The organism is Streptomyces sp. NPDC054863, from assembly GCF_053610825.1.
In genome coordinates, this window is record NZ_JBSGZD010000087.1 from 1 (window position 1) to 21746 (window position 21746).

Below are 21746 nucleotides of genomic sequence, written 5' to 3' on the forward strand. Positions count from 1 at the left end.
CAGGTGCACCGTGCGGGTGCCGGACGCCCGGCGGGCCGCCGCGGTGGTGGCCTCCCGGTATTACGGCGAACCCGGGCGCCGGATGGACATGGTGGCGATCACCGGCACCAACGGCAAGACCTCGGTCTCCTACATGGTCGAATCCGTCCTGCGGATCTCCGCGGCGGCGAAGGTCGGAGTGATCGGCACGGCCGGCAGCCGGATCGGCGACGAGCTGATCCCCATGCCGCCCTCGGTGCTCACCACGCCGGAGTCCCCCGACCTGCAGTACCTGCTGGGGTACATGCGCGACCGCGCCACCGGCAGCGTGGTCCTGGAGGCCACCTCGATGGCTCTGCTGACGCACCGGGTGGACCGTACGTTCGTCGACGTGGGGGTGTTCACCAACCTGACCCAGGACCACCTGGACGACCACGGAACCATGGCCAACTACCGCGATGCCAAGCTCCGGCTCTTCCAGGGCCTGTGCCGGCGCGCCGTCGTCAACATCGACGACGCCGTGGGCGCCGGGATCGGGGCGATGATGCCCGGTGCGGTGACCACGTACGCCCTCGACGTACCGGCGGACTACCGGGCCACCGACCTCGTCGTGAGCGCCTCGGGCACCCGGTTCACCCTGCGGCACGGCGGGCGCGCGTATCCGGCCTCGATTCCGTTCCCGGGCCGGTACTCGGTGGCCAACGCCCTCGCCGCGCTGGCGGCCTGCCACGTCCTGGGACACGATCTGGACGCCCTCATCGCCGCGCTCGGTCAAATGCCGCCCGTGCCCGGCCGGTTCGAGCGGTTCGAGACGCCCGACGGCACCTCCGTGATCGTGGACTACGCCCACTCCCCGGACTCCCTGGACAAGGTCCTGACCACCATCCGCGGCTACGCACGCGGCCGGGTGATCACCGTCTTCGGCTGCGGCGGCGACCGGGACACCACCAAGCGGGCCGACATGGGGAGGATCGCCGGGACCCACTCCGACCTGTGCGTCCTGACCTCGGACAACCCCCGCAACGAGGACCCGGGGGCCATCCTCGACGAGATCACCCCCGGCCTCGCCGCGACGGGGACGCCCTACGAGCGGCTCGCCGACCGTCGCGAGGCGATCGCCTTCGCCCTGTCGGCGGCGGGCCCCCGGGACACCGTGCTCATCGCGGGCAAGGGCAGCGAACCGCACCAGACCGTCCGCGAGGAACTGATCCCGTTCAGCGACATGGCCACCGTGCGTGAACTCGCCGTGCACCAGACGGCCGCCCGGTTCCCGGCGGTCCAGCCCGCCGCCGCTGTCCGTTCGTAGGCGCCGTCTGCGGGGGCGCGCGGCCGGGCCCGGCCCCTGCCGCGCGGTTGCCTTCCCCGGGGGAGGGGAAGGAGCAGAGGGCCAACTGCCGCCTACGCAGGGGAGATTCCATGGGCAGGGCCCGAACACCTCAGGCCGCGAGGCTCGCCGGACGCGCCGCGAACTACCAGGGCCAGGACGCCCTGACCGATGCCGCCGGGGAAGGTCTGGCCGCCATCGCGTACGCCGTGCTCGAAGCCGCCGGCGCTTCCCGGCCGCAGGTGTGGCTCGAAGTCTCCTCCCGGCCGCCGGCGCAGAGCGTGCTGGTGCGCAAGGACGACATCGTGGGCGTCCGCGTGCGGGCCAAGGACAGTCAGGACGGGGGCGAGGAGCCCTTCCGGCTCGAAGTGTTCGTCCACCGTCTTGAACAGCTGGGGTGGCTGCAGGTGGCCGACGGAGCGAGCGAGTGGTTCGAGCTCGGCGCCGCCGAAGAGCTCCTGCGCCAACTGCAGGACATCGCCTCCACCGAGGACGGCAGCGAGTACCCCACGGTGTTCGTGAACGTCCGGGGGGAGAATGACGGGTCCCTCGACATGGACCGCAGCTACTGAAGCTGGACCTGCGGCGCGCGGACTCCCCGGCCGGGGAGATCTTCTCGGACGTCGCCAACGAGTGGGCGTTGCTGATCACCGAGGCGCTCGGCGGGCGCACCCTGCGCTTCAGCTGAGGCGCGGGTCGAGTACACACTCACCGGGGCGGGCCGGGGCCTGCGCGCCACGGTCGACGCGATGTGCGGCTGGACCCACCGGTACCTCGGTCACATCGAGGACGCGCGCGGTCGCTTCGACGCCTGACGGAGCCGTTCGAGTGACCCTGCGCGCGCGCCGTTCCGGGTGCGCGGCGGCAACGGTGACGATCGCAGACGCGTCGGACCCGTCTGTGCACCAGAACCGAAGGAATCACCGCATGCGCGCCCTCACCTCGTTCCTGCCCGCCCGGTCCCTGCACCGCAACGTGCTCCTCGCTGCCTTGGGACTCGGCGCGAGCGCCCTCGCCGCAGTCCTCTTCCTCGGTCCGGGCCCGGCGGACGATCCCCGGCCGCTCCGTACCGAGGAGGCCGAGCAGATGGCGCTCTCCCGGTTCAGCCTGTACGAGAAGAGCCCGCTGGAGGTCGTCGCGCGGGCTCCGATGGGCGGCGGCTCCGTCGAAGTCCGCGCGGTGATCGACTACCGCGCGCACCGCGCGGTGGGCTCCTACACGGCGGGCCGGGCGCGGGGACTGCTCGCCTGGGACGCCACCGGGCTGGCCGCCGCCGAGGGCACGGCCACGTCCGCGGCGGACGCGGTCGCCGCCGCGGGCCGCCTCGGTTCCCGCGCCTGGTCGCCCCGCCCGTACAGCAGCGACCCGCTGGACGTCGTGCTGCGGGTAGCCATGGGCCTGGGCACCGACCGCCCCGACAATCCGCAGCTGCTCGCCCAGCAGGGCGCCCTGTACCTGGGCCGGGACCAGTGGAACGGCGCCGCTTACAGCCTCTACTCGGGCCCTCGCCCGGCGCCCGGCAGCAAGGGCCCGAACACCGCGTCCCGGGACGCCGGGCGTTCCCCCGCCCCTGCCCGGCAGGCAGGGGCGCGCTCGCCGCTCACCTACTGGATCAGTGACCGGAGCGGCCTGGGCCGGGTGGAGATCCGCACGGCGGACGCTGCGGCTCCGTCCCGGATCGAGTTCGGCCCGACCGTCAGGACCAAGGTGCCGGGAGACCCGTGGGGGAAGGCACAGCGTCCGGGTGGGAAGGACGCGGGCCGACAGGGGCGTTGAGCGTGGGTGTCAGCTCGGCAGCGGGAAGTCCTGGACCCGCACCGTGCCCGGCAGTCCCGTGGCCGGAACGGGCGGCGCGCCTGCCGCCCCGGGCAGTTGGGGCTGGGCCGGGGGCCGGGGGGCGCGCCGGAAGGAGACTCCGGGCGGGACGTCCGTACGGGCCGCCTGCCCTCTTCCGCCGAGCGCCCGCCCGCCGGAGGCGCCGCACCGGGCGGCTCCGGCCAGTCCGCCGGGGCTGACCGTCTGCTCGGCGTTGCCCGCGAAGCAGTTCCCGCCCGCACCGGCCGCATCGAGGACGAGGTCGACTCCGTTGCCGCGGACGCGGTTGCCGCGCACCGTGTTGTCGCGCGCCGGGTGGCCCTGGAGGTCCTGGAGCAGGAAGCCGGCGGCCCGGTTGCCGGTCACCAGGTTGCGTTCGAAGGTGTTGCGCAGGCCGCCGCCCACGCCGACCCCGATCCCGAAGCCGCCGTCGGCCTGCTCGGGTCCCGCGGCGTCGTTGTTGTCGGTGATCCGGTTGCCCACGGCCACCGCCGCGTGCTGCGGGCCCAGTGCCTCCAGGTCGTTGGAATTCACCGTCATTCCCACCCTGTTGCGGTGCATGGTGTTCCCGAGGAAATAGAGGTTCTGCGACGCGTTGGTGACTTCCACGCCCACCGCGTTGTGCTCGGTGTTGTTGTGGCGGACGACGGTGGAGCAGGGGCGGCACTGTCCGACGTAGATACCGGAATCCGCGTGGCCCGATGCGTACGAGTGCTCGATGACGCCTTGTTGTGCGTCGAATGCGTAGATTCCGTACAGGGCGTTGTTGTGGGCGGTCACGTAGGAGGCCCGGAAGCCCTTCAGCGGGGGGAACTTGGCGGTGTCGAGGGGGCTGTAGCCGGCGCCGCCCGCGCCGCGGGCCTGGAGCTGGGTGTCCGTGACGCCGGTGAACAGCACTCCGTTGACCAGGTGGTTGCGGACCGTCAGGTTCTCCACCACGGACTGCGCGCCGGTCACCGTGATGCCGTTGCCGCGACGGAACTCCCCGTCGACGACCACCTTGTTGCGGTCGGTGCCCCGCAGGACGACCCGGTCGGTCTTCATCACCACGCTCTCGCGATATACACCCGAAGAGACCAGTACCAGGTCACCCGGGCGAGCGGAATCCACTGCCTCCTGAATTGACGGAGCGTTCTGCGGAACGCGAATGACGGAGTGGCCGTCGGGGCCGGGAGCGGGACGGACGGAAGGGTTTTCCCCGCACGCCACGGCCCCTGCCAGCAGGGCGAGGAGTACGGAGATCCGGCTGACGGCGGTACGAATTCGACGACGCCGAAGGGGCGTTGCTGAAATGTGCATACGTGCAGGTGTACCGTCCTTCGCAGTTGCCCCTTCCAGGCCTCCTCCCTCTTCCATTCTGAACAGTGGAATTCCATGTCATCGTTTTCGTCCGAACCCGGCCCGGCCAGGCGCACCCTGCTCGTGGGGACCGCTGCTGCTCTTGCCACCGGATGCTCCGCCGGGGACCAGCACGCCCCGGCCGGAGCCGGTGCCGCCGAGGCTCCGCCCGCCGGGGTGGCGGGCGAACGCTCCGGCTCCTCCGGCCCGCAGCGGTGGCAGCCCGGAATCACCGGCCCTCAGCAGCCTCACGTGAAGGTGCTGGCCTTCGACCTGGCTCCCGGCCGGCGGGGCCCGGCAGGCGCACGCCGGCTGCAGCAGGTCCTGGCCGCCTGGACGTCCCTGAGCCGGGGCGACGCGTCGCACGTGGGTACGGGGCAGCAGGCTGCGGGAGAGCCCGGCCGGGTGACGGTGACGGTCGGCATCGGTCCGCGGACGCCCGGCCTCCTCGGTCTGCGTCCGCCCTCCCTCCTCAAGGACCTCCCGTCCTTCCCCGGTGACCGGCTGCGGCCCGAGGAGGGCGGCGGCGACCTCCTGGTGCAGATCTGCGGTGACACGCCCGCGGCGGTGGCCGGGACCGCGCAGGCGCTCGGACGTCTCGCGGACGGCACGTTGCGCGCCCGGTGGGCGCAGCGCGGACACCTTCCCCCGCACGAGCCGGGGGAGACGCCGCGCAACCTCTTCGGCTTCAAGGACGGCACGATCAACCCCACGTCGGCGGAGGCCGGACGATGGGTGTGGGTGGGCGGCGGTCCTGACGAGGACGGCACGTACCTCGTGGTGCGCCGCATCCACATGGACACCGCCGCGTTCGGTGTGCTTCCGACGCGCCGCCAGGAAGCCGTCATCGGCCGTACCCGGGCGGCAGGGGCCCCTCTCGGCCACCGGGAGGAGCACCGGGAGGTCGACCTCTTCGAGAAGACCCCGGAGGGCCGGTACGTCCTGCCTGCCGACGCCCACGTGCGCCAGGCCCACTCGCGGCTCGACCAGGGTGCGCGCATGCTGCGCCGCGGCTACTCCTACGACAACGGACCGCAGGACAGGGGCCTGCTCTTCCTCGCCTGCATGAACGACCCGCACCTCTTCGTACGGGTGCAGGAGCGGCTCGCGGTGAAGGACGCGCTCTCCCGCTTCATCGAGCACCGGGCCTCCGCCCTGGCCTACGTCCTGCCCGGGCCCGGGGCGACGGGAAATCTCGGCGACACCCTGTTCCAGGTCTGACGCAAGGACACCGTCCGGCCCTGCGACCTCACGCTGGTGGACCCTCCCGGATGGCAGCCGCCACCCGGACGGGGTAGCTCTGGATCACCTGCACGGGCGGCCACGGGCCGCCCCCAGCCTCGGGAGAACGTTCCATGACTGGTTGGCCGCCGCTGCGTTGGACCACGGGCACAGCCCTGGTCCTCGCCTGCTCCCTGTCCACCGCCGTGCTGCCCGCCGCGGCCCAAGCCGCGCCCGTCACACCGCCTGCCGCCGCCTGCACGGCGGAGACCGGTGCGTATCAGTGGCAGTTGGAGAAGAAGCTGAAGCTCCCCCAGGACGGCCGGATGTCCCCGGCCGACTGCGTCGCCCTCAAGAAGCTCCAGACCCGGCTGAAGATCAAGCCGGTCAACGGGGCCGCCGACATCAAGACCTACCGGCTGCTGCTGGTCGACGAGGTGAAGAAGAACCCCAACGCGAACAAGCGGTGCCCGGCGCCCAACTACCGGCTGACCTGCGTCGACCTCTCCCGGCAGATCCTGTGGGTGCAGAAGGGCAAGAAGATCATGTTCTCGCCCATCCCCATCCGCAGCGGCAGGAAGGGGCTGGAGACCCGTACCGGCTGGCAGCGGATCTACCGCAAGAACAGGACGTTCTTCTCCACGGTCTACGACGGCGCACCCATGCCGTACTCGCAGTTCTTCAACGGGGGCCAGGCTCTGCACGGCACCCCCAACGACCTCTTCACGTCGGGGTCGGGCGGCTGCATCAACATGTACCTCAAGGACGCCGAGCGCCTGTACAAGTACCTCAAGATCGGTGCCAGGCTCTACATCTTCGGCCGCAAGCCCACCCGCGCCGTACAGACGCCCGAGTCCCACGACGACCGGCTGATCGCGGAGGCGTTCGGCGCACAGGGAATCCCCGAGGCGGGCACGCAGGGCGGCTGATCCCGAACGGCGACCGGGACGGGGAGGCGGACGGCGAGGCCGCCCTCGTACGTCCCGGTGCCGGTGCCGGTCCTGGTCCCGGTGCCGGTGCCGGTGCTGGTCCCGGTGCCGGTGCCGGTGCCGGTGCTGGTCCCGGTGCTGGTCCCGGTGCTGGTCCCGGTGCTGGTCCCGGTGCCCGCGCGCATTACCTCCGGGGTAATCGACCGCTCTCCCCTCCCCCGGCAGGATCAGGTGCATCCGGCGGGCACCCCCGCCGGGATCCGGCCGCAACAGCGAGGAGAGCTCCATGTCCGTCACACCCACCGCCACCGCAGCGGGTTCAGCCACCACCGTGAGTGCCGTCGCCGAAGAGACCCGGGCCGTCGTTCAGGAGTTCCTGACCGCCCGGCTGGCCGGGGACACCGAGCGGCTCGTCGAGCTGTTCGCCGACGAGGTCGACTGGCTGCTCGCCGAGAACCCCGCCGTCCCGTGGATCCGCCCGCGGTCCACCGGTGCCGAATGCGCCGCCCAGGCCGCGGAGGTGACGGAGCACACGGTGCCCGCGGACTCGCGCGCCTCCGTCGACACCCTCCTCGTCGACGGTGCCGACGCCGTCCTGATGGGGCACCTGTCGGGGACCATGCGTAAGACGGGGAGGTCCTTCGGGGGACCGTTCGCGCTGCGCCTCACCGTGGAGGGCGGCCGGGTCACCCGGCACCACCTGTACGAGAACAGCCTGTCGATCGCCGAGGCCTGCGCGCCGTAAGCGCGTCGTGGATCAGGCGCATTGCCACCGCCGCATTCGGAACCTTTCGGCCCCGCAGGGTGTCTGACCACCCGTACGGCCCGTGTCGCGACGAGAGGATCTGTTCCGGATGATGCGCCGAGTTCGAATACTGCTGGTGAGCGCCCTGTTGCTGGTGACGGGCCAGGTGATGGCGTCCGCGCCGGCCTCCGCCGTCATCGGCGGCTCGAAGAGCACCTACGGCCCGTGGGCGGTGCGCATGCTCATCGACGGCAACCCGACGTGCACGGGGACGGCGGTCGCACGTGAGTGGATCCTCAGCGCCTCGCACTGCTTCTACGAGCAGGCGCTGCCGGTCGCCGACAAGCGGATCTCGTTCCGCGTCGGCAACCTCGACGTGCGGAAGGGCACCACGGTCCGTCCGGTGCCGGGCTCACGCGCGGGAAGCGACGCCGACATGATGCTCATCAAGGTCGCGCCGCTGCCGGCGAAGGTCCGCACGGTGAGCCTGGCCACCGCCGGTGTCCGCATCGGCCAGACGGTGCGTCAGTACGGATGGGGCGCCACCTGCACCGACGACGAGAACAGCTGCCAGTCCCCCGTGCTCAAGCAGTCGGACCTGCGGGTCGTCCGGCCCAACGACCCGCGCTGCGCCGGATACACCGCACCGGGCGGCCCCGACTTCTGCATGGAGAAGGTCTCCGGGATCCCGGCGGGCGGCGACTCCGGAGGCCCGGTGACCAGCATCTCCCCGCAGGGCACCGAGACCCTCCTCGGCGTCTTCAACGGCTCCGACCGCGAGGAGACCGCCCAGGCCGGGGAGATCTCCCAGCAACTCGCCTGGATCCGCTCGGTCGTCCGGGGCTAGGCGCCGGGCGGAACGTACGGCGCGGCGCCGTGTCCCCTCTGCGGCGCCGTCGTGGCTGGTCTCGCAGTTCCCCGCGCCCCTGTGGGGCGCGTGCGGGGCGGGTCGGAACGGGGCGGGCGCGCCGTAGGACCCGTACGCCTGCCGCGCCGTAGGAGGCATGGGGCGCGGACGTCTAGGAACGCTGCGCCTGGTCCGGGCGGGGCGCCTTGAAGCACGTGCGGTCCTTCGTCGGCAGTTTGCCCGTGGCCAGGTACCGGTTGACCTCGTCGTCCACGCACGTGCTGCCGTAACGCCCGTAGAGGCCGTGCCGGTTGGCGCCCTTGAGGGTGAGCAGTGCGGAGCTCGGCAGCATGTCGTGGAGGGCGACGCTGCTGCGGTAGGTGGTGCGCGGGTCGCCGGTGGCGGCCACGATCAGCGCCTTGGCGTCGCGCTCGACCCGGGTGGGCTCCTCGCGCGGCCGGTCCCAGAACGCGCACGGGCCGATGTTGTGGGTGATCGGGCCGAACACGGGGTGTGCGGCCCGGCTGCGTTCGACGTCCCGCCAGTAGGCCCGGGGGTCGCGCGGGGCGGCCACGTCCCCGCAGAGGACCGCGTGCTGCACGCCCGAGGGTTCGGCGCCGCCGTTGAGCACGTAGCGCAGCGCCGCCGCGAAATCCGGTGACAGCGCGGTCGGCGCCGCTCCGCCCGCGGCCTTGGCCAGTACGGACATCTGCTCGCTGAAGGAGGCCCGCGCCGGGTCGGTGTCGTCCGCCGTGGCCGTGAAGAGGAGGGCGGGCACCTGGGTGTCGTCGAGTTGGAAGGAGTCGGTGCCGGTGCCTACCTTCAGCGGCCTCCGCGCGGACGCCGCGACGATGCGGTCGATGGTGGCGAGCACCGCCGCACGGGTGCGGCCCAGGCCGTAGGTGTCGTGACGCTTCGCCGCCCAGGCCGCCCAGTCGGCGAGCGCCTTCTCGTTCTCGCGCTCGGATCCCTTGAGCATCCGGGGACCGTAGTCGTCCGGGGCGAACGCGCCGTCGAGCACCACCCGGTCGTACCGGCCGGGGAACATCTGCGTGTAGACCGTGCCCAGATAGGTGCCGTACGAGTAACCCAGGTAGGAGATCTTCCGCTCGCCGAGGGCGCCGCGGATGACGTCCATGTCGCGGGCGGTGTTGCGGGTGGTGACGTGCGGGAGCACCGAGGTACGGGGGAATGCGGAGCTGCGCGGGAGTACGGAGGCGCCGGCGGAGCGGCACTTGGCGGCCAGGTTCTTCTGCAGGGCGACCTGGCGGTCGAAGCCGGCCCGGCCCGCGCCCGCCGAGAACCAGGCCGTCCCGACGGGCCAGCCGCAGTCCAGGGGAGTGCTGCGGCCGACGAAGCGGGGGTCGAAGCCGACGATGTCGTAGCGCGGGCCGACGTCCTTCATCGCCTTGCGGATGACCGGCGGGACCTGGAGGGCGGGGCCGCCGGGCCCGCCGATGTTGAGGAGGATCGTGCCGATGCGGCGGCGGGTGTCGGTGGCCTTGAGCCGGGAGACCGCCACGGTGATCGTGCGCCCCCGGGGGTCGGCGTAGTCCAACGGCACGGTCAGGTCGGCGCATTGCAGGCCGGTGCCGTCCATGGCGCGGCCCGCCGTGTCCTGGGGACTCCGGGCGCAACTGCCCCAGTCGGGGCGCTGCTGGTAGTAGCGGTCGAGCGGCGCCCCGGAACCACGTCCGGCGGGCGCCTCGGCGGCTGTGGCCAGGGCGGGGGTCGTGCCGAGGCAGGCGGCGATGGCCAGCCCGGTGGCGGAGGCGCGGCGCACGGCGGGGCGAAGAGGGGGCACGGGTCTCCGTAAGGGATGAGAAGGATGGGACGGGTGGGGCGGGGTGGACCGGCCCGGGAGGGCCGGCATCCTGAGCACCGGATGCCCGGTGCGACCGCATGCCCCGAGGCTAGGAACCAGACCCGGTACGGCACATCGCCCACGGGCACGAGGACCCCGGTCCCGCCCGCTCCCCCACCCGGGACCAGCGGCCCACCCTGCCTCCTCCTGTGGAAGGAGGCCCGGCGTCCGGGCTCCGCCGGGAACACCGCCCCGCCCGGTGCCGCATCCGCCGGATTCACGGTGGCGCATCCACCTGATGCGCGGCACCGCATCCGCCGGGTCCGCGTCGGCGCGGTGGCTGGTTCGCGTCCACGCAGGTAGCTGGTTCGCGTCGGCCAAGGCGGCTGCTGGACGTCCACGGTTCACCACGTCCACACGCGCGGGTCATCCGGTCCACACGCACGGCCGTGATCATCTTGCGCATGACCTCCACTTCCCGGGCCTTCCGCCCCGCCACCGCCGGTTCGGCTCTCGCCCTCGCCGTCTCCGCCGCGCTCCTCTCCCCTGCCTCCCCGGCACACGCCGCGGGCAACGCGGTCCCCACCTACGAAGTGAAGATCAACCTCACGGCTTCGGCACTCGACGCGTCCCACGCCCCGAGCTCGGCCGTCCGGTCGGCGTTCGGCATCACCGGTTCCGCGAAGGCGCGCTCGTACAGCTACTACGACACCGACGCCCGCGCCCTCGACGCCGAGGGGTGGAGCGTCCGGCTGCGCCACAAGGACGGCTCGTCCTTCGAGGAGACGTACAAGAAGCGCTTCCCCGTCACGAACGGCGACCTCGACGCGGCCCTGAACACGGCCAACGCCGCGGGCTTCAGCAGCAGCGACACCAACTACAAGGCCGAGGTCGACTGGGGCTACGGCAAGCAGACCCTGAGCTTCAGCACCGAGAAGAAGCGCAGCGCCTCCGGCTACTCCGGCACGTCCATGCCGTCGAGCGACACCGGCCGCGGCTGGCTGGTCAACGACATCCCCGGCAAGCTGAAGGACGCGAAGGCGAGCGGCTGGGGTGCGAGCACGCTGGGCGCGTCCCGCGCGCACGGCCCGGTGACGGCGAAGGTGTACAGCGGTGCGTGGGGCGGCTCCGACGACGTCGGCATCGAGGTGCTGCCGGTGGTGGGTGCGAGCGGCTCGGGTACGGAGTACGTCGTCGAGCTGTCGTTCAAGACCGACGACCCCGCCGCGGCGGCCGAGCTGCACAAGGACTCCATCGCCGTCGCCGAGGCCAAGGGCTGGCTGTACCGCGGCGACATCCTCAAGACGCAGCTCATTCTCGACCGCTACTAGTCACCGGGCGCGCGGCGGGTGGCGCCGGACGCGCTTCGTTCACCGAGGGATCGCCCTGACGTCATGAACGCGTCTCTCCGCGTTGCGCGCGGCTGCAGATCATGAAGTCGCCGCCATGGGCCTCCACCCATGTGCGAAGTACAAGGGAGTTCTTCAGATGAATCCGCGTCTCCTGTGCCGCCCCGCCGCCGTGGTGCTGCCGCTGTCCACCGTGCTCGCGCTCACGACCGTCGTGGGCACCGCCGACGCGACCCCGACGTGGCACCACCACCCGGACCGTGCCCGGGTCGTCTCCACCTCGACGCTGCCGGACATTCCGCTGGGCGCCTTCAGCAACCGGCTGCTGCCCGGCACCGTCGGCAACGACCGCGGAGTCGACCTGGGCGGCATCGGCAGCGACCTGTACCCGGCCGAGCGGCGCGGCGAGTACTGGACCGTCACCGACCGCGGTCCCAACGGCCAGATAGAGGTGGGCAAGGAGAAGCGGCGCACCTTCCCGGTGCCCGGGTTCAACCCGGCGATCGTGAAGATCCGCACCGTCGGCGGGCGGGTCCAGGTGCTGCGGTCGATCCCGCTGACCACCGCGGGCGGCGCGCCCGTGACCGGTCTGCCGAACCAGGCGGGCCGCGACGAGGCCCCGTACAACTACGACGCCACGAAGCCGCTGGCGTACAACCCGAACGGCCTGGACACCGAGGGCCTCGTCCGGGACAGGGACGGCAGCTTCTGGCTGGTGGACGAGTACGGGCCCTCGCTGGTGCACGTCTCGGCGCACGGCCGGGTCCTCGCCCGGCACGTCCCCAAGGGGCTGAAGCTGACCGGGGCCGGTTACCCGGTGATCGAGTCGCTGCCCGCGGTCCTCCTCAAGCGCAAGCTCAACCGCGGCTTCGAGGGGCTGGCGCTGCTGCCGGGCGGCGACCTGGTCATCGGCCTGCAGAGCCCGCTGCTCAACCCGGGGAAGAAGGAGGGGGAGGAGTCGCGGACGACGCGGCTGCTGCGCTTCTCGCCCCACAAGAAGAAGGTCACCGCCGAGTACGCCTACCGCTTCGACGCCGTCGGGACCGTGGAGCCGGGCCAGACCAAGACGTCCGAGCTCAAGCTCTCCGCGCTGGTCGCCCTCGGCGGCGACCGGCTGCTGGTCCAGGAGCGTACGAACAAGTCCACACGCCTGCACGAAGTGCGGCTGCGGCCCGCCGACAACATCCTGAACTCCCGCTGGGAATCCGCCACTTCACCCTCCCTGGAGCAGCTCGACGACCCGGCGGCGCACGGCGTCCCGGTGCTGCGCAAGCGCCTGGTGGTCGACCTGAACAAGGTGAAGGGCGTGCCCGGCAAGATCGAGGGCATCGCCGTCGAGGGCTCCTCCACGCTCGTCCTGCTCAACGACAACGACTTCGGCATGACGGACGGGCCGAAGGCGTTCGACGCGCGGGGCCGGCTGGTCGACAGCGGCGTCGAGACCACCCTCGTACGGGTAAAGCTGCCCCGTTCGCTGCGCTGAGCCGATCGCCTTAATCGTTTCCGTTCGGATCTTCCGGCACGGGACAATGGGGTTACCTGAAACAGGAGAAACCCCATGGCTTCCGCTCGCATCCGTCTCGACCACCTCATGCGCCTCGACGACCTCGCCCAGGCCGTCGAGATCGGTCACGTCTCACGCAGGTCGCACCCTGAACTGCCGCTGTCGATCTACGCGTACACCCGGACCTGCCAGTACGAACAGCACTGGACCGAGGTGACCACGCGCTGCCGCGGTCTGGTGGTCGACGACGAGAGCGGAGAGGTGGTGGCGCTGCCGCTGCCGAAGTTCTTCAACGCGGCCGAGCACGCGCGGGATCGCCCGTACGCACCGGCGCTGCCCGACGAGCCCTTCGAGGTGTACGACAAGGTCGACGGCAGCCTCGGCATCGTCTTCCACCACTCCGGCCGCTGGCACGTCGCCTCCAAGGGCTCCTTCATCAGCGAACAGGCCACCTGGGCACGCCGGTTCCTCGCGACCAAGGACTGCGGCGGGCTCGTACCCGGCACGACCTACCTCGCGGAGATCCTCTACCCGGAGAACCGCATCGTCGTGAACTACGGCGAGCGGCGCGACCTCGTGCTGCTCGCCGCGTTCGGCCCCGACGGCGCCGAAGTGCCGCTCGCCGAGGCCGCCGTGGGCTGGCAGCCGATCGGCTCGGTCGTGCGCGTGTGGCCCGCGATGCCGCTCGCAGAGCTGCTGGAGCTGAGCGCGTCGAGCACCCTGCCCGGCGGGGACGCCTCCACCGGCACGGACGCGGAGGGCTTCGTCGTGCGGTTCGCCTCCGGTCTGCGCACCAAGGTGAAGATCGCCGAGTACGTACGGCTGCACAAGGTGCTCACCGGGATCACCGAGCGGGACATCTGGCGGGGTTACGGGATCCAGCGCTTCCGCGACGCCGGCCGTCCGCCGAAGCTGGTGGCGCAGGCGGTCGGCTGCTCGATCGAGGAGGCGGCCGGCGGCACCCCGCTGGACGACCTGCTGGAGCAGGTGCCCGACGAGTTCGACGCCTGGGTACGGGGCGTGATCGCCCGGCTCGACAGGGAGCTGGCGGAGCGGGAGCTGGCCATCGACGCGGCGTACGCGACGATCTCCCCTCTCGGGGGCGACCGGGCCGTGTTCGCGCGCGCCGCGCAGGAGCTGCCGGCCCGCGAGGTGCGGGCGGCGATGTTCCAGCGGCTGGAGGGACGGCCGACCGAGCTGGTGGTGTGGCGTTCCCTGAAGCCGGTGAGTGCCGACCCGTTCAAGACCGACGAGGACAGCGGAACCGCGTCCGTGGAACCCGTAAAGCACGTAAGGCCCGAAAAGCATGTAAAGCCTGAGAGGCTCGTCAAGCCCACCAAGCCCGTGAGGCGCGCGGCGCCTGTCGCGGCTGTGGGGGCCGCAGCGCCCGCGCCGCCCGCGCTGCCGGTGGTGCATGTGATGACCGGTCTTCCGGCGTCCGGCAAGACCACCGCGGCCCGCGCCCTCCAGGCGGAGTCCGACGGCCGGATCCGGCGGGTCAACCTCGACGACCTGCGGGCGATGCTCGACCTGCCCGCCTCCCGCGTCCGCGACGAGTCCCCCGAGGGCCGCGCGCGCTCGTTCGCGCGTGAGCAGACCGTCCTCTCCGTCCAGGACACGGCGGTGCGGGCGGCCGTCGACGACGGCTTCGACGTGGTCGTCGACAACACGCACCTCACCCAGCACATTCCGAAGCGGCTCAAGGCGGCGGTGGCGGGGCAGGCGGTGTTCGTGGTGCACGACTTCACCGACGTACCGGTGGACGAGTGCGTACGGAGGGACGCCGCGCGCGACAACCCGGTCGGCGAGGACGTCATCCGGATACTGGCCGACAAGCACGCCAAGGCGAGGAAGGGCGGGTGGCGGCTGACCGCCGACTGGTTCAACGACCAGACACCGGTGGCCCCTTACGTCCCCGACCCCGCGCTGCCTTCGGCGGTCATGTGCGACATCGACGGCACGCTGGCGCTGACCGGCAACCGGGGCCCGTTCGACTTCACCCGCTGCGGCCTCGACGTGCTGAACCCGTCCGTGCGGGACGCCCTGCTCGCCTTCCGGCAGGCCCACGGCGACACGCTCGTGCTGCTGTCGGGGCGCGGCGAGGAGTTCCGGGAGCAGACCGAGGACTGGCTGAAGCGGCACGACGTGCCGTACGACGAGCTGTGGATGCGGCCCGCCCGCGACCAGCGGCGCGACGACGTCGTGAAGGCCGAACTCTTCGACGCGCACGTCCGCGAGCGGTTCGCGGTACGGGTCTCGCTGGACGACCGGGACCGGGTGGTGGAGCTGTGGCGCCGGATGGGGCTGCCCACCTGGCAGGTGAACTACGGCAAGTTCTGACCTTCACGGGCCGGGCCGGGCGTCAGGAGCCGGGCCCGGCCCGTCCCGTCAGGCGGTGCTGAGCGGGTGGACCGCCGTGGCGGAGCGCGGGGGCCAGGCGCGGGGGGCGAGGATGCCGAGGACGTAGGCGCGGGCGACGAGGGCGGGGCGGGTCGCGGCTCCGAGGATTTCCCGCAGCCGGCTGAGGTGGTAGTCGACCGTCTGCCGGGACAGCTTCAGCGAGGTGGCGATGTCGCCGTTGCTGCTGCCCTCCGCCAGCAGCGACAGTATCCGGACCTGCGCGGCGGTGAGCGCCGGATGGGCCTCGTGGGCGAGGCTCTGATGGGTGACGACGGCCCAGACGTGCCGGGCCCGGGCGGCGGAGTGGCCGACGGTGGTCAGGTGGAGCTGTGCGCGGCGCCGGCGCCCCTCGCTGTCGACGAGCAGCGCCGATGTCTCCACCCGTCTGGTGCGACGGGCTATCAGGCCGTTCCACCTGCGGTGCAGCCGGTCCAGGCCGGGCTCGGGGGCGAGCAGGGTGTGCGCGCGGCGGCCGACCAGGTCGGGCGGGCTGAGGTGGAAGAGTGCGGCAGCCGCCGTGCTCGCCTCGACCACGCGCCCGTTCGCCGACAGCAGTGCGCAGGGCAGGCCGCTGTGGTCGCGCAGTGCCCGCAGACTCTCCTCGGCCTCCTGCCGCTGGGCCATGGCGCGGAGGTGGTCCGTGATGTCGACGTAGATTCCGGCGACGCAGGTGCGCGCGTTCTCCCGCACGGGGAAGCGGTGGCCCACCGCCTGGCCCGCGCTGCCGTCCGCGCGCCGGTAGCCGAGGGTGTGGCGCACCGGCGTGCCCCGGGCGAGTACCTCCTGGTCGAGTGCGCGGAACCGGTCGGCCTCGGCGGGGGCGTCGAAGTCCTCTATGCGCCTGCCCGCGAGTTCCTCGGGAACGGTGCCGTAGAGGTGCGCGTAGGCGTGGTTGGCCCACAGGTAGCGTCCTTCGCTGTCCCGGATGAAAGCGGCGGCCGGGGCGAGGTCAACGAGGCCCGCGAAGGCGGCGTACCGGCGCGGGGGTTCGGGCGGGGGCTCGGGAGCGGGATCGGGCGTGGGTTCGGGCGGGGCGTCGGCGTCGGGCCGGGCGTCGGCGTCGGGCGGGGCGTCGGCGTCGGCGTCGAGCTTGGCCCCGGCGTCGGGCTTGGCGTCGGGCCGGGCCTCGGGCTTGGCGTCGGGCCGGGCCTCGGGCTTGGCGTCGGGCCGGGCCTCGGGCTTGGCGTCGGGCCGGGCCTCGGGCTTGGCGTCGGCCTCCCAGCGGAACAGGGGAAAGGTGCCCAGCAGTGCCTTGAGAGTGGAATCGTCCAAAGCGGTGTCTCCGTCCATGTGCGGCTCCTCACAGAGGCCGGCAGGCCGTCGGGGAACCCTTCCGGTTTCCCAACACGGCGTGCGACTCAGGCATTTGCCTGAGCGGCAGGCGTCCCCGATGGTGCTGCGGGCACCTGCCGACTGGTCTCCTTGAGTGTGCGGGTGAACACTCCCCGCGACGTACACCGGATGATCCCCCCGTGCTCTACGCGCATCAACCGGCCCGTACGACGGCACGTACCCCATATCACGCATCACACGGACGAATGGAGACGAACTTCAGTGAGCAAGGTGCTGTTAGTGCATGCCAAGGGTGGTCCGCCGCTCGGTCACGTCCTGTCCAGGACGGCCGCGAGGGCGGAAGTGCACCTGCTGGCGCTCAGCGCTCTTCCTCCCTCCGTGGAGGACGCCGCCCGGAGGCTGTGCGCCTCGGTCGTGACGCCGTCCGACGCGCAGCGCTCCGACCTGGTGTCCCTGATCGTTTCGCGGGCGGGGGCCGTGGGCGCGGACGCGGTGCTCACCTTCTCCGAGTACGCGGTGGTGGCCGTTGCCGAGGCGTGCGGGGCGCTCGGTCTCGCCGGGGCCGGCAGCGCGGCGGCGCTCGCCCGTGACAAGCGGCTGATGCGGCGCCGCTGGCAGGAACACGGCCTGCCGCAGCCCGAGTTCAGGCCGGTGGCCACGGAGGCGGAGCTGCACGAGGCGGCCGGATCGCTGCCCTTCCCGCTGCTCCTCAAGGCGGCCTGGAGCGCGGGTTCCACCGCGCACCAGATCATCCGCTCCCCGCACGAGGCGTCCGCCGCCTGGCACCGTTCGCGCGAAGTGATGGCCGAATCGGCCCTGTTGGGGTTCTCGGAGCTCCATGTGGCGGAGGCGGACGCGGACTTCGTGGTCGAGCAGATCGTGACCGGTACCGCTGCGGACTGGTTCGAGGAGCCGGGCTGGGGCGACTACGTCAGCGTCGAGGGCGTCGTCGCGGACGGCACCTTCCACCCGGTCTGTGTCAGCGGCCGGATGCCGACGGTCGAGCCGTTCACCGAGCGTGCGGGCATCACCCCGGCGCTTCTCTCGCAGGACGCCCAGGACCGTGTCGTGGCCCTCGCCCGGGAGTCCGTCGACGCCCTCGGGCTGCGGGACTGCGGGATCCACACCGAGATCAAGCTCGGTGCGGACGGCCGGATGTGGCTGATCGAGACGGCCGCCCGGTTCGGCGGTGCGATGACGGTGCCGCAGATCGAGGAGGTCTTCGGGCTCGACCTCGTCGGCATGCTCGTCGACCACCTCCTCGGCCGCCCGGTCGAGTGGCCGGGGCGGACCCTCGCTCCGGCGCAGGCGCGCGGGGCGGCGGGTTCCCTGGTCGTGCTCGCGGTCGACGGCGGGGGCGATGCCTGGCCGGAGCGCAAGGTCTGGGACTTCTCCGTGGTCGCGGCGGACGTGCCGCTCGGCCGGGGCAGCGAACTGTCGGTGGTCGCGGAGAGTTCGCTCGCCGACGGCAGCCTCGTACCGGTCTACGACCCGGCGGCGGGCGCCAACACCATGGCGGCCCTGTGCCTGCTCTCCGCCACCGACGCGCAGACGGTGCTCCGCGACTTCGAGACCCTGGTGGACTCCCTGCCCAAGGTCCTGCCCTCCGCACAGCCGTCCACGCAGCCCGCCGCACAGGCATCCGCACAGCCCGCCGCACAGCCGTCCACGCAGCCCGCCGCTCAGTCCGCCGCGCAGCCCGAGGAGGCCTCCCGATGACCGCCCCGCTCCTCACCGGCAACGCCGAACCGGCCACGGACCGCACGGTCGTCGGCGAGAACCTCTCGCTGCCGCTGTTCCGTACGCTCTCGGGGGTCCTGGCCGGTCATCCGTACCTCAAGGTCGTCGTCGACCGTGCCGAGAACACCTGGCACCTGCTCGACACCGCCGCGCACCCCTTCCACGTCGACTACATCGCCACCCGCGTCCTGGGCATGGAACTCGCCGCGCTGGACGCCGGACTGGACGCCTTCAACGCCTCCGTCTACATGGATCCCGGGCGCCGCTTCCTGCTCGGTGTGCTGTCCCTGCACACCGACGAGGACGCGGAGGGCCGCGAGCGCACCTTCCTCGTCCTGGAGACGACCGAGGCCGACACCATGCACGGCGAACTGCTGGAATTCTTCTACGAGTTCGTACGGGAACGGGTCGACGGCAGGTTCCCGGTGCTGCTCAAGCCCGCCAACCACGGGCAGGAGGAGGAGCTGGCCGCGATCAGCGAACTGCGCGTGCCGCGCATCCTGAGCCACGAGCTCTTCGGCTCCAGGACCCGGACACCGCTGAACCCGGGCGAGGCCACCGGACGGCTGCGGTTCTTCCGTACGAACGAGGAGTACGCGGCGTCGGCGGCAGGGCTCGGCTGGGCGGACATCGTGGCCATGCCGTGCCTGCCGGACGACGTGCCCCGGGTGGCCGGATTCCTCAACACCGCGCCGATCACCCCGCTTTCGCACACCAACGTCCTCGCCTCCGGCTGGGGCATACCCAACGCGATCGTGCGCGACCTGGAGCAGCTCGTCGAGAAGGACGGGCTGGACGGCGCGTGGGTCCGCTACCGGGTGTGCGAGGCCGAGATATCCCTGGAGCGGCTGGAGCACGATCCCGGCCTGCGGGCCCCGGCCTGGCACCAGCAGCGCATCCGCCTGGAGCCGCCCCTGCTCGAAGACGCCCCCGTACTGGCCCTGCACCGGCTGCGCAGCGTGGACCGGGACCGGTACGGCACCAAGGCGGCCAACCTCGGCGAGCTGCACCACGTGCTCGACAGCCGTACGGCCGATCTGACGGCCTTCTACGGACGGCCCCGCCCGCCGCGCGACGACCTCTACGGGCACCTCGCGGCCCGGCTCGGTCTCGGCGCACCTTCCTCGGCCGAACCGGCCCGGCTCGGCCATGGCGCACCCTCGTCGGCCGAACTCCGCGCCAGGGCGGCCGACTTCGTGGCCTCGACGGTCGACGCCCCGGAGGGCGTCGCGCTCCCCTTCGCGCTCCAGCAGCGCTTCCTCGCCTCCTCCCCCGCCATCCAGCAGGGCATCGGCAAGCTCAAGATGGCGCTCGAACTCGATGCCACCGACGTCCTGGACTCGCTCTGCCTGCAGCTCCAGCACCTGATCCGGCAGACGCCCCTGCCCGAGTCCGTCACCCGGCAGATCGTCCAGGCCTTCCCCGCCGCGGCCTCGCGCGGACGTCTGGTGGTGCGCTCCTCGTCCAACGCCGAGGACCTCCCCGGCTTCTCCGCCGCGGGCGTCTACGACTCCGTCACCACCGTCCACTCCGTCGGCGAGCTCCTGGACGCGGTACGCCAGGTGTGGGCCTCCCTGGTGTCGCCGCGCAGCGTGCGGCTGCGCCACCAGGTCGGCATCTCGCTGGACGACACGTACATGGGCGTGATCGTCCAGGAGTACGTGCCCGCCTCGCTCGGCGGCGTCCTGGTGACCTGCAACCCGACCCGTCGCGAGGACTTCCGCAACGTCTACCTCAACTGCTCCCCCGGCTCCCCCGAGCAGGTGGTCGACGGCTCGGTCCTGCCGCAGCAGTACCTGTACAACACGGTGGAGGGCGGCGGCCGGACCGTCGCCCTGGGCTCCTGGGGCGAGGCCCTGTCCGCCGCCACCCGGGCCCGCCTCTCCGACCTGTCCCTGACCGGGCGGCTGCTGCAGTCCCACTTCAGCGGGTCGGGTCTCGGCGGGGCGGACACCGGCGGTTCCGCATCCGGCGGGTTCGACGTGGACAGGCCGCTGGACATCGAGTGGCTGATGACCGGGTCGGGCGACTTCCGGCTGGTCCAGATCCGCCCGTACGCGCTGTGAGGCGGCTTCCCGGCAAGGGGACGGCGGCGGGGGCAGGCAGCGGGCTGACGGACACCGCCCGGCGGATCATCCGGCTCAACTACGGCTTCCAGCTGCTGTTCAACCTGCTGTGGTGGATGCCGGTGTTCTACGCCTACCAGAAGGCGGCCGGGCTCTCGGACGGGCAGATCTTCGGCATCCAGAGCATCTACTACGTGGCCTTCTGCCTGTTCGAGATCCCGACCGGGCTGATCGCCGACCGGATCGGCACCCGCAACTGCCTGCGGGCCGGGGCGGTGGTCATGACGGCGGCGAACCTGGCTCCGGTGTTCAGCGCCTCGTACACCGGCTTCCTCGTCCACTTCCTCGCGATCGCCGCGGGCCGCTCGCTCACCTCGGGCGCGGCGAGCGCCTATCTGTACGACGGGCTGCGGGCCGAGAAGTGCGACGCGCACTATCTGAAGGCGGAGGGCACCGCGCGGGCCCTGGGTCTCGCGGCGAAGGTCGTGTGCTGGCCGCTGGTCGGGCCCCTGATGGCCGTCGCGCACGCGGCCCCGTACGTACTCAGCGCGGTCAGCGCGGCGGGCTCCCTCGCCTGCGCCCTCGCACTGCCCCGGCTCGCGGGAGCGGGCGGCGGGCCTGGCGGCGGTACCGGCGGCAAGGAGGCCGGCGGTACGGGGAAGGCGGTGGCTGGGCGGGCGGACGGCGGGCGCAGGGGCGGCGCCTTCCTGCGGGACGCGGGTTCCGCACTGCGCTGCGTCGCCTCCTCGCGGTGGCTGGCCCTGGTGATGGTGCAGGGCGTGGCGGTCTTCACGCTGTCCCGGATCTGCCAGGTCAACCTCTTCCAGCCGATCCTGCTCGACCACGGCATCGCGGAGGCCTCGCACGGCGGGGTGCTGGCCGCGATGACGGTGGCGGAGGCGGTGGCCTCGGCCCGCCCCCAGTGGCTGAGCCGTCGTCTGACACCGGTCGCCTGGGTGTCGGTCCTGAGTCTCGCGCTCGCGGGCACCCTGGCGGCGATGACGTTCGGCGGGCCGTGGGCCGTGGTCGCGCTGCTCTGCCTGTTCGCCGCCGCGACCGGTTTCGCGTACCCGGTCCAGCGCAAGCTGGTGAACGACGCGGTGCCCGCGCACGCACCGCGCGCCACGCTGCTGTCGGTCGAGAGCATCGTGGACCGTGGGGTGTGCGCGCTGGCCGCGGTCGCGGCGGGCGCCTACGTCTCGGCCGGGCACCTGGACGCCCTGCTGTGGCACAGCGCGCTCGCCACGGCAGCGCTGCTCGGGGCCTTCCAACTGCTCCTGCGCAGCGGGGTGATGCAGCGGGACCGCGCAGGGGTCCCGGCGGCGGACATGTCGCGGAGCGGCTGACCGGGCGCGGGCGGAGGCGGGCCGCATTCCGGCCGGGTGCCGCCTC

General features: G+C 72.3%; 16 protein-coding genes and 1 pseudogene. 14 read left to right on the plus strand and 3 right to left on the minus strand.

The features are described from left to right. The 4 genes and pseudogenes from ACWGIG_RS17695 to ACWGIG_RS17710 form a co-directional block, all read left to right on the plus strand. Positions 1-1285 (plus strand): UDP-N-acetylmuramoyl-L-alanyl-D-glutamate--2,6-diaminopimelate ligase (locus tag ACWGIG_RS17695; RefSeq protein WP_453322523.1); only part of this gene is annotated, 1285 nt, incomplete at its 5' end. 110 nt (positions 1286-1395) lie between these two features. Next, positions 1396-1875 carry a hypothetical protein gene (locus ACWGIG_RS17700; RefSeq protein WP_453322524.1) on the plus strand — a complete coding sequence of 160 codons (480 nt, stop codon included), beginning with the start codon at positions 1396-1398 and terminating at the stop codon, positions 1873-1875. Beyond that, positions 1872-2118: pseudogene (locus tag ACWGIG_RS17705) on the plus strand (winged helix-turn-helix transcriptional regulator). Before ACWGIG_RS17700 ends, ACWGIG_RS17705 begins: the two are co-directional and overlap by 4 nt. Before the next feature lie 112 nt (positions 2119-2230). Then, positions 2231-3079, plus strand: a complete 849-nt coding sequence (locus ACWGIG_RS17710) for a hypothetical protein (protein ID WP_453322525.1) — start codon at positions 2231-2233, stop codon at positions 3077-3079. 9 nt (positions 3080-3088) lie between these two features. On the opposite strand, the gene ACWGIG_RS17715 is transcribed toward ACWGIG_RS17710, so the two are convergent. Then, on the minus strand, positions 3089-4162 hold the full coding sequence (locus ACWGIG_RS17715; protein WP_453322545.1) for a right-handed parallel beta-helix repeat-containing protein: 1074 nt from the start codon (positions 4160-4162) through the stop codon (positions 3089-3091). A 330-nt stretch (positions 4163-4492) separates the two neighbouring features. Here ACWGIG_RS17715 and ACWGIG_RS17720 point away from each other — a divergent pair, with 330 nt between their 5' ends. From ACWGIG_RS17720 to ACWGIG_RS17735, 4 genes are all read left to right on the plus strand, one after another. Continuing rightward, on the plus strand, positions 4493-5677 hold the full coding sequence (locus tag ACWGIG_RS17720) for a Dyp-type peroxidase (RefSeq protein WP_453322526.1): 1185 nt from the start codon (positions 4493-4495) through the stop codon (positions 5675-5677). Between the two features lie 134 nt (positions 5678-5811). Next, positions 5812-6606, plus strand: coding sequence for a L,D-transpeptidase (locus tag ACWGIG_RS17725; RefSeq protein WP_453322527.1), 795 nt, complete (start codon positions 5812-5814; stop codon positions 6604-6606). Positions 6607-6892: 286 nt separating this feature from the next. Then, entirely contained in the window at positions 6893-7351 is a 459-nt protein-coding gene (locus ACWGIG_RS17730; RefSeq protein WP_453322528.1) for a nuclear transport factor 2 family protein, read from the plus strand. 109 nt (positions 7352-7460) lie between these two features. Next, positions 7461-8198: a S1 family peptidase gene (locus ACWGIG_RS17735; protein ID WP_453322529.1), complete on the plus strand. Its 738-nt coding sequence runs from the start codon at positions 7461-7463 to the stop codon at positions 8196-8198. A gap of 172 nt (positions 8199-8370) precedes the next feature. Here ACWGIG_RS17735 and ACWGIG_RS17740 read toward each other — a convergent pair whose 3' ends face one another. Then, positions 8371-10071 carry an alpha/beta hydrolase gene (locus ACWGIG_RS17740; RefSeq protein ID WP_453322530.1) on the minus strand — a complete coding sequence of 567 codons (1701 nt, stop codon included), beginning with the start codon at positions 10069-10071 and terminating at the stop codon, positions 8371-8373. A gap of 395 nt (positions 10072-10466) precedes the next feature. Between ACWGIG_RS17740 and ACWGIG_RS17745 the strand changes: the two genes are divergently transcribed. The 3 genes from ACWGIG_RS17745 (at position 10467) to ACWGIG_RS17755 (ending at position 15195) form a co-directional block, all read left to right on the plus strand. Further along, positions 10467-11333, plus strand: coding sequence for a hypothetical protein (locus ACWGIG_RS17745; RefSeq protein WP_453322531.1), 867 nt, complete (start codon positions 10467-10469; stop codon positions 11331-11333). A 157-nt stretch (positions 11334-11490) separates the two neighbouring features. After that, positions 11491-12834: an esterase-like activity of phytase family protein gene (locus tag ACWGIG_RS17750; protein ID WP_453322532.1), complete on the plus strand. Its 1344-nt coding sequence runs from the start codon at positions 11491-11493 to the stop codon at positions 12832-12834. A 75-nt stretch (positions 12835-12909) separates the two neighbouring features. Beyond that, a complete protein-coding gene (locus ACWGIG_RS17755; RefSeq protein WP_453322533.1) occupies positions 12910-15195 on the plus strand; it encodes a phosphatase domain-containing protein in 2286 nt (761 codons plus the stop codon). A 48-nt stretch (positions 15196-15243) separates the two neighbouring features. On the opposite strand, the gene ACWGIG_RS17760 is transcribed toward ACWGIG_RS17755, so the two are convergent. Continuing rightward, a complete protein-coding gene (locus ACWGIG_RS17760; RefSeq protein WP_453322534.1) occupies positions 15244-16545 on the minus strand; it encodes a PAS domain S-box protein in 1302 nt (433 codons plus the stop codon). Between the two features lie 282 nt (positions 16546-16827). Here ACWGIG_RS17760 and ACWGIG_RS17765 point away from each other — a divergent pair, with 282 nt between their 5' ends. The 3 genes from ACWGIG_RS17765 to ACWGIG_RS17775 are packed head-to-tail and all read left to right on the plus strand — an operon-like array spanning position 16828 to position 21700. Continuing rightward, entirely contained in the window at positions 16828-18267 is a 1440-nt protein-coding gene (locus ACWGIG_RS17765; protein WP_453322535.1) for an ATP-grasp domain-containing protein, read from the plus strand. After that, positions 18264-20354, plus strand: coding sequence for a PEP/pyruvate-binding domain-containing protein (locus tag ACWGIG_RS17770; RefSeq protein WP_453322536.1), 2091 nt, complete (start codon positions 18264-18266; stop codon positions 20352-20354). Before ACWGIG_RS17765 ends, ACWGIG_RS17770 begins: the two co-directional genes overlap by 4 nt. Beyond that, entirely contained in the window at positions 20351-21700 is a 1350-nt protein-coding gene (locus tag ACWGIG_RS17775; protein ID WP_453322537.1) for an MFS transporter, read from the plus strand. Before ACWGIG_RS17770 ends, ACWGIG_RS17775 begins: the two co-directional genes overlap by 4 nt. The last annotated feature ends 46 nt before the right edge of the window (positions 21701-21746 follow it).